We start from the raw sequence: 7,993 nt of genomic DNA on the forward strand, positions 1-7,993 counted from the left end.
AGCTATGGCGAGGTTACTCGGGCACCGCCAGACGAAAGGGGCGGAAATGGACAAACCGGACCTACGGCCACCGCGCCACATCTCTACTCTACCGATGAGCACGCGCCCATCGCTCAGGTGCCGCGTCAGCGCGTCCCAGCCGTTGAGGCTGTAGTCGATGGCCTGGGCGATGGCGCCGCCAGCCACGCGCTGGCGTTGAAGCTTCAGCCAGGCATGGAGCTCGTCCCACAGCGGCCGGCTCAGGCGCTGGCGGCCATCGAGCCGGTCTTGGGGCGTCATGCCCGCCAGCAGGCTCTCGACATGGTAGATGCGTGCCCAGCGCTGCATGGCTTCCAACGCCACGGGGCTGGCACTGGCCGCGTGCTTGCTCAACTCCTCGAACTTGCGTCGTGCATGCGCGGCGCAGCCCGCAGCCTGCCGCCCGGGCTGGGTCCTGGGGTCCAGCACGGCGGCGTAGGCGGCGTACTGGTCGCACACCAGCGTGCCGCGCCAGGGCGGCTCGGGGTACGGCGGACCCTTGCCACCGAGGAAGGCCAGCGGGTACTGCGCCCCGCGGCCGGTGCAGAAGTCGTAGATGACACCCGGCGCACCGTCGAGCGGGCTGCGCGCATAGGCCCAGACGTAGGCCTTCCTGGTCTTGCCCCGGCCGGGGTCCAGCAGCGGCACCGGCGTCTCGTCGGCATGCAGCACCGCTGCGCTGAGCACGAAGCGCCTGTGCGCCTCGTACAGCGGCTGCAGCCCCGCACCGCCCGTGCCGGACCACGACGCCAGCGTCGAGCGCGGCGTGTGCACGCCCGATCGGGCGTTGATCTCTTCCTGGCGGTAGTACGGCAGGTGGTCCACGAAGCGGCTGATCATCGTGTGCGCCACCAAGCCGCTGGCCGGGATGCCGCCATCGACCACGTCGGGCTCGGCCGGCTCCTGCACCAGGCGCTCGCAGCAGCGGCAGGCCCACTTGCCGTAGATGTGGCGGTGCACGAAGAACTGCGCGGGAACGATGTCGAGCTTCTCGCTGACGTCCTCGCCCACGCGCGTCATCAAGCGCCCGCACCCCGGCGTCGGGCAGTGGCTGTCCTCGGGCTCGTGGCGGTGCTCCACGCGCTTGAGGTGCTCGGGCAGCGCCTGGCGGCGCGGGCGCCGAGGCGGCGCCTTGGGTGACGCTGGCGTCTCGGGCAAGGCCGCGCGCAGGGCCGCAAGCTGGGCTTCGAGGCTGGCCTCGTCCTCGATGAGCGTCTCGGTGAACAGCACGCGCTGCTGCGCCGTCATCGCCTCGGTGCTGGCGCCGAACTTCCAGCGCTTGAGGCGTGCGAGCTCGAAGTTGATCTTCTCGATCTTCGCGTCACGCCAGATGATGTCGCGCGCCTGGCGCTGGATCAGTTGCTCCTTGAGTTCGAGCTCGCGGGCTTGGCTGGCGAGGTGTTGCTGCAGTTGCTGCGCCAGCGCGACAACAGCCTCGGGCTTGAGGCCCTGGAGGTCGCTGGCTGTGAGGTCAAGCAGGCTGCTCATGCCCGCCAGCATGCCGTTCGCCGAGCATGCCCGCCATTGGCGAATGTGCTCTTGCTCAGACTGCGCGGCCAAGCTGCTGGTGCCCAAGCCCGTCACGCGCATGTGATCACGCTCATCTCAGGCAGGCGCTGCCAGGGCAGCCCCAGCACCAGCGCATTGAACTGCGCCTGGGTCAGCGCCAGGCGCTGGCCGGGGTGGGCAGCGCGCGGCCAGTCGAAGTGCCCGCTGTGAAGCCGGCGTGCCGCGCACCACACCCCGAAGCCGTCGTGCACGAGCAGCTTGATGCGATTGGAGCGGGCATTGGCGAAGAGGTAGCCGTGGTGGGCGCGGGCCTCGCCGTGGACCTTCACGACGCAGCTCATGAGCCGCTCGGCGCCGCAGCGCATGTCCAGCGGCTGCGCGCACAACCACAGGCTGTCGATGCGGATCACCGCAGCACCTCGCGCGTCCACGCCGCGCACTGCGCCGCGGCATGCACCGGCCAGCGCACGTTCACCGTCACGGCGCCGCGGCGCAGCTCGATGTGGATCTCCTGCGGCACGTCAGGCGTGGGCGCGGGCGTTGTGGTTGCCGCGGCCGGCACCGGCGCCGGCGGCAACTCCACGGGGATGAACGTTGGCGTGGCAGCGCAGGCTGCCGTGGCTTCGATGATGGGCAATGGCGCCGCCGCCGCAGCGGCCGCCACCGTCGCCGCCGCTGTACCGCGGCCGCGCCGCCACTGGTGCACCAGGTTGGCATTGAGGCCATGGGCCTGGGCCACCGCCGCCACCGAGGCGCCAGGCTCATTGCAGGCGGCCAGGACTGCTGCCTTGAGCTCGGCGCCGTGGCGGCGCCGGGGATTCGAGCGTGAGTACATAGATGTCCATCTACCGAATAGATGGACGTCATCGTCGGCGTCTGGCTACTTCCTCTCAAGGTGGGAGGACCGGACGCTCACGGTTGGCCTTGAGCTGGCACAGCAGCTCGGCGCCACAGGCAATTGCGCGCTCAACCGTTTTTTTGACAGTGCAGTGCGTCCAACGTGAATACGCACCCGGCCAGGCCCAACTCCTCAATGAGGCGCTGCGCGGCCGCGCCCTCGTATTCCTTGCCTTTGTCCTCGATGAGCACGTGCCCCAACACCAGACGCTCGCCCACCGCCAGCGCGCTGAGCACCTGCGCGGCCTTCTTGTCCTCAAAACGGTCCAAGCTGCCGCGCAGCGTCTTGCCGTCCACCGCCACCAGCGCACGCGGTGCCACTCCTTCAGCCGCGTCTTGTAACTGCTCGCCCGCCATCAGGCGCAGCGCCGACTCCAGTTGCGCTGCGTCGAGCTTTTGAAGAATCTTGCGCACTCCCGTGTACGCCGGCGCGCGCTTCCAATTGCTGCCAAACACCTCGTTGAGTCGCTGCCAATGTGTGTCGATGAAGGCGTGGATCTTGCGGTACGAGGTCGCCCCCGAGGCCACCGCCAGCACGCAGTACAGCAGCGCATGCACGAGGTCGTAGCGCTTGCCCTGCGCCCGGCGCGGATCGCTCACCGTCGCCAAGCATTCCTTCAACGTCTTCATCCAACTGCCGTCACTTCATCACTGGCTGGCCATTATCCCAGGCAGAAGTGAACAGCCCTGCCGCGCCGTCATGATGGCCTACACAGGCGTTGCCGACTGGAACGCAACTGCTGCAGCACCTTGGCGCTGTGCACAGGAGCCGCTACCATTGATGCCGACTCTTGCGCGTGCTTCATGGGCATTGCCGCTGCCGGCACCGCGATGTGCGTGCCTCCTGGGTCTGACAAGTTCCAGCGCCGGCACGTGGTCACGCAAGCCCAGGACACCGTGCTTCGCGCCTGCCAGGGGCCTTGCCTGACCTGGTCCGACCGGGACGGTTGGTTCGTCGCGCCTTCGCGCTCGCCTGCGCACGGCGCCTTCAAGCGCCGTCGGCTACTGGGTATTGCCCAAGCACGGCCGCACTTCTGGCTCTTCACGTTGGCGGACGACACCGTTGTCGCAAGGCATTGCCAAGTCGCGATGCAGGCCCTGGGCAACACGCCCGCACAAGTCATCGAGGCGCTGCGCGTTGCTGTGCGCAACCACATCAAGGTCTACGGCAGCGCCGACCATGAGCCGCGCCGGCATGTGATGCCCGTGACACCGCGGCCCGTGGAGCTCTCGGGCACCCAGCGGCTGCATGAGGAGATGCCGCGCATTCGCGAGAGGCTGGGCTTCTGGTCCGCCAGCAGCTGGCTCAAAACCGAGTTCTTCCTCAACGACGCAGGACTCAACATCAGCGCGGCCCGGCACCACGAGCGGGAGTCGTTGTTCGCATCGGTGGATGCGGCTGTGCGGCAATCACCATGGCACCCGTGGAATGTCCGCGCCTGATGCCAATCGACGCCATGCAGGAAATAATTCTGCTTATCGGATCAGCACCGTCGCAGGCCTAAACTGACTGGCGTGAAAACGCGCCGGTCCGCCGCAGAGCCCGCCCAAGAGCAGCCGCTGCTGGAGCTGCCCGACGCCGCGGCGCTGTCCGCCCTGCGGGCCTGGCAAGAAGGCCTGTCCTCGCGCGAGGCCGTGGGGCGCTTCATCCCTGAGCGGCGGCCGGCGGGCGGCTCATCGCGCTCCATGATCGGCCACATCCGCCGGCAGCTCGCCGCCTTCGCGGCCAGCCGCCAACGCGAGGACCTGGCGCGGCACTTCACGGGCACGGCGCGCAAGGGCGCTGCAGCCGCGCGCGCCGTCGCGCAGGCCGTCGAGGCACTGCGCAGCACGCCCACCCCTCAGCCGCTCATTGGCGACGACGTGGGCCGCTGGCTGCCCCCGCGCGTGGCCGCGGTGCTGCGCAAGGCGGGCATCCGGACGCTGGCCGAGCTCACGCTGCGGGTGCCGCGCCGCCGGCGCTGGTGGACAGCGGTCGCCGGTCTGGGTCCGGCCATGGCCACGCAGGTCGAAGCCTTCTTCGCCTCGCATCCCGAGCTCACCGAGCGTGCCCGCGCCCTGGTGGCCGTGCCGCAGCAGGGTGACGTGCGGCCCTGGGAGCACATCGCCGTGCCGGCCGATGTCGATGGCACCCAGGGCGCCTTCCGTGCGCCGCGCGCATCGTGCTCGCTGCGAGCCAACAACGACTACGAGGCCGTGCAGTCGTGGCTGGCGTTGCACGAGGCACCAGCCACGCAGCGTGCGTATCGCAAGGAGGCCGAGAGGTTGCTGCTCTGGGCCATCGTCGAGCGCGGCGTGGCGCTGTCCTCGCTCACCACCGAGGATGCCGTGGCCTACCGCGCGTTCCTGCGCCATCCGGCACCACGCTCGCGCTGGATCGCCCCCGCCACGGCGCGCTCCTCGCCGCTGTGGCGCCCCTTCACCGGCGGCCTCTCGCCGCGCTCCACGGCCTACGCCCTGTCGGTGCTGAGCGCGATGTTCCGCTGGCTCATCGACAAGCGCTACGTGCTGGCCAACCCTTTCGCCGGCATCCGGGTGCGCGGCATGCGAGCAGCCGGGATGGACACGACGCGAGGGCTCTCCGGCGCCGAGTGGGGCCTGGTGCGCACCGTCGCCGATGCGCTCGAATGGGCGTACGGGTGGGAGCCGCGCGCGGCGCAGCGCATGCGTTTCGTGCTGGACTTCGGCTTCGGCACCGGGCTGCGCGCCAGCGAGCTGGTCGGGGCGACGTTGGGCAACATTGAAACCGACGCCGGCGGCGATGCCTGGCTGCACGTGGTCGGCAAGGGCAGCAAGGCCGGCAAGGTGGTGCTGCCCCTCATCGCGCGCGGCGCGCTGGAGACTTACCTGGTGCAACGCCGACTGCCGGTGAGCCCGGCGAAGTGGGACCCGCGCACGCCGCTGCTGGGCAGCCTCAACGGCGAGGCCGGCATCACGGCCAGGCGGCTGTGGGCGGCGATGAAGCGCTTCTTCTCGACCGCGGCCGCGGTGCTCGCCGACGTCAATCCGGCGCTGGCCGAGAAGCTGAACCGGGCCTCCCCGCACTGGCTTCGACACAGCCACGCCTCGCATGCTCTTGAGGCCGGCGCGGATCTGACCACGGTGCGCGACAACCTGCGCCACGCGTCGGTGTCCACCACGTCGCTGTACCTGCACGCTGACGACGAGCGCCGCGCCAGGCAGATCGGCGCGGCGTTTTCTGGCCGCCGTCAGCGCTGATATTCCCACTCAAAACGCACCGATTTGCACGCCGAAACTGGCTTTGCCGTAATTCAAATTTTTGTAAGTTCTTGTCCCGCAACGGGTTTCAGACCCAAAGCGCACCTTTTTGCACAAGGAGTCCGTCCACCCCTACACGGAGTTCCTCGCCTTGCTGGTGGAGGACGAGGTCGCGCGGCGCGAGCAGAAGAAGTTCGTCACCCGGCTGCGGCGCGCCGCCTTCCGCAGCAGCAAGACGCTGGAGCAGTTCGACTTCGAGCGACTGCCCCAGCTCAACCGCGCCCTGGTGCACGAGCTCGCCACCGGGCGCTACCTGGAGGAGAAGTCGCCGGTCCTCATCGTGGGCCCGTGCGGCACGGGCAAAAGCCACTTGGCCCAGGCCCTGGGCCACTGTGCAGTGCGCCAGGGTGTGGACGTGGCCTTCATGACCTGCAGCCAGCTCACCGCCTCGCTCAACGCCGCCCGCGCCACCGGCGGCTACGAGCGCCGGCTGGCCAACCTGGCGCGCGTGCCACTCCTGATCCTGGACGACTTCGGGCTTAAACCGCTGCGGCCACCGGCCGACGAGGACCTGCACGAGCTCATGGCCGAGCGCTACGAGAGCGTGGCCACCATCGTCACCAGCAACCTCGACTTCCAGGAGTGGGACCAGGCCTTCCCGGCCAACAAGCTCCTGGCCAGCGCCACGCTGGACCGGATGCGCCACAACGCCTACTGCCTGGTACTCGATGGCACGAGCTACCGCGCCCCGCGGCAACTCCCTACCGTCATCCACAACCGGCTTGCCAGCGGCGCCAAGGCCGCCCAAGCTTGAGGCCGTCACCGGTGTCCTGAGAGCCCTTCGACGTGGCTCCTATATGCCGAAAAAGGCCGGCTCCTATATGCCGGAAAGTGACAAGCGCCATTCCGGAATCAATCCCAACGCGTACCGTTGCGGCCGGCAGGGGGTCACTTCCGCCCTCCCCAGTGCGAGCTAGCACGTCGATGATCAGCTGCGCGGTAGCCACCGCACGATGGATGCGTGCTTCTTCGTCGCCGTAGGGCTTGGCGAAGACTGCGTGCAGGCGCTGGTTATGAAAGTCGACTTGGATTGCATCGACGTCCAACAGGATCTTGCGAACAGCCCTGTAGTGCAGGTTCAAGAATCGCAGCGTGCGGCGGTGAGCAGTCTCTCCCTCATAGACCGTCACGTTCAGCATCTCGTCTAGGTTCAGGATGTCCACATAGAGATGCACACCGTTGACCCGGTACGCAACCCCATTTGGCAATGCAGTAAGGTTAGTCTCTCTCACATACTCCCGGATCTCGACGCCTGAGACCTCTTCGATCCTGGCTTTGATCCGATCTTCAGCGTTGTCTTTGTCCCAAGTTCGCTTCCCCATATCAACACCCCAACGTTTAGCGCGTGAACCCCATCTGAGATCGGACAGGGAACTGGGGATTGTACGTAGAAGCTGGAAACTTTTTGTGATTTATAAGACGAAATTTTCCCTCGGATGTCGTGGTGAAGCGCGAAGAAGTCAGCACTGAGTTTCGAGTTGGTGCCTCTACTGCTGGCCTGCCGCTATGCAGGCCGCCAGCGCCATCGATTAAGCGGCCTGCCCGGCCCACAGCGCCCGTGGCTCACGGCGGCACGGCCTGCTGTGGCGGACGCTAGCCGACTCTGCCCGTCGTTTGGCCAAGCTGTGCACCGTTGAAGTCGCGACATCGTGCGCAAGTTGCTAAAGGACGACGCGCACCACTCGGCCTTCTCCGCGGCTGGGCATTGTTGAAGTGGTGGCCAAGAGACATACGTTAACCGGCAGGATCGCATCACCCTGTCCTCATGGCCGGGCATCGTTGAAGCGAGATGGCCAGCCGCAACGACGAGCCCTTCGAGGCCGTGCGTCACTTGGCCTCCATGGTCGGGCATCATTGAAACCAGCGCGACATTCAGAGCGGCCTGCAACTCAGTTTGCATCACCCCGCCTTCATGGCCGGGCCCCGTGTCCGCGGTTGGGCACCGGCTGTCGCAGGCAGTCAATTGCTCACTAGGCCAGGGCGGGGTAGCCAAGCTGCTGACTGCGAGGCTGGACGAAAAACCGCTGCTGGATTGGTGAGCGGGCGCCGCCGCATTTTCCACGGTGCAAGCCCGTACCGCGGCTGGCAGTGAGGATGGCGGTCTGCAGCGTGCTGCGCCTCTTGCCCCCGCACGATTACTTCCCATAACTGCGCTGCCCAGACCTGAAGCAGACCTTTTAGTACTAAGAGGGTGTTGAATAAATAAATAGTTTGCCGAACACCTCATGGTAGGCGATGCTGCGGGGTAGGAGGCATAGATGGGACGGCGCGACGATGAGCCAGAGGCCAA

Annotated in this window: 8 protein-coding genes; 3 read left to right on the top strand and 5 right to left on the bottom strand. The window is 67.3% G+C overall.

Annotated features, from left to right (window positions below; translation table 11 throughout):
• From tnpC to H537_RS0118495, 4 genes are all read right to left on the bottom strand, one after another.
• Positions 1–1,506, bottom strand: a 1,506-nt coding sequence (tnpC, locus tag H537_RS44085) for an IS66 family transposase (protein WP_238446724.1), incomplete at its 3' end; no start/stop codon positions are given.
• A gap of 92 nt (positions 1,507–1,598) precedes the next feature.
• Positions 1,599–1,958, bottom strand: coding sequence for an IS66 family insertion sequence element accessory protein TnpB (gene tnpB / locus H537_RS0118485; protein WP_156901834.1), 360 nt, complete (start codon positions 1,956–1,958; stop codon positions 1,599–1,601).
• Positions 1,934–2,362 (bottom strand): IS66-like element accessory protein TnpA, encoded by a 429-nt coding sequence (gene tnpA / locus H537_RS0118490; protein WP_028999028.1) that lies wholly within the window; start codon positions 2,360–2,362, stop codon positions 1,934–1,936. Before tnpA ends, tnpB begins: the two co-directional genes overlap by 25 nt.
• Positions 2,363–2,493: 131 nt before the next feature.
• Entirely contained in the window at positions 2,494–3,054 is a 561-nt protein-coding gene (locus tag H537_RS0118495) for an ISAs1 family transposase (RefSeq protein ID WP_028999029.1), read from the bottom strand.
• 174 nt (positions 3,055–3,228) lie between these two features.
• Here H537_RS0118495 and H537_RS53195 point away from each other — a divergent pair, with 174 nt between their 5' ends.
• The 3 genes from H537_RS53195 (at position 3,229) to istB (ending at position 6,457) form a co-directional block, all read left to right on the top strand.
• On the top strand, positions 3,229–3,867 hold the full coding sequence (locus H537_RS53195; protein ID WP_156901835.1) for a hypothetical protein: 639 nt from the start codon (positions 3,229–3,231) through the stop codon (positions 3,865–3,867).
• Positions 3,868–3,939: 72 nt separating this feature from the next.
• Entirely contained in the window at positions 3,940–5,643 is a 1,704-nt protein-coding gene (locus tag H537_RS0118505; RefSeq protein WP_028999031.1) for a site-specific integrase, read from the top strand.
• A 109-nt stretch (positions 5,644–5,752) separates the two neighbouring features.
• Complete coding sequence (gene istB, locus H537_RS0118510; protein ID WP_156901836.1) at positions 5,753–6,457, top strand: IS21-like element helper ATPase IstB; 705 nt, start codon at positions 5,753–5,755, stop codon at positions 6,455–6,457.
• Here istB and H537_RS51330 read toward each other — a convergent pair.
• A complete protein-coding gene (locus H537_RS51330) occupies positions 6,411–7,025 on the bottom strand; it encodes a hypothetical protein (RefSeq protein ID WP_211235032.1) in 615 nt (204 codons plus the stop codon). The genes istB and H537_RS51330 overlap by 47 nt on opposite strands.
• Positions 7,026–7,993: the final 968 nt, after the last annotated feature.

The sequence above is a fragment of the Azohydromonas australica DSM 1124 genome (assembly GCF_000430725.1).
Classification (GTDB): domain Bacteria; phylum Pseudomonadota; class Gammaproteobacteria; order Burkholderiales; family Burkholderiaceae_C; genus Azohydromonas; species Azohydromonas australica.